Raw genomic sequence first — 217 nt, 5'->3', positions numbered from 1 at the left:
CCGCCGCCGGCGAGGTCGTGCTGTTCGACCGCAGCTGGTACAACCGCGCCGGCGTCGAGCGCGTCATGGGCTTCGCCTCCGAGGCGCAGGTCGAGGACTTCTTCCGCGACGTACCGGAGTTCGAGCGCATGCTCGTCCGATCCGGCATCATCCTGGTGAAGTACTGGTTCTCCATCACCGACCAGGAGCAGCAGCTTCGCTTCCTCATGCGCATCCA

The 217-nt window shown here is 65.4% G+C and carries 1 pseudogene; it reads left to right on the top strand.

Going from position 1 to position 217, the window contains the following annotated elements:
- Positions 1–217: pseudogene (locus JMJ56_RS33565) on the top strand (polyphosphate kinase 2); the annotation flags it as partial.

Source organism: Belnapia arida, from assembly GCF_016773205.1.
In the GTDB taxonomy this organism is placed as follows: Bacteria; Pseudomonadota; Alphaproteobacteria; order Acetobacterales; family Acetobacteraceae; genus Belnapia; species Belnapia arida.
This window is presented reverse-complemented; position numbering and strand designations above follow the sequence as displayed.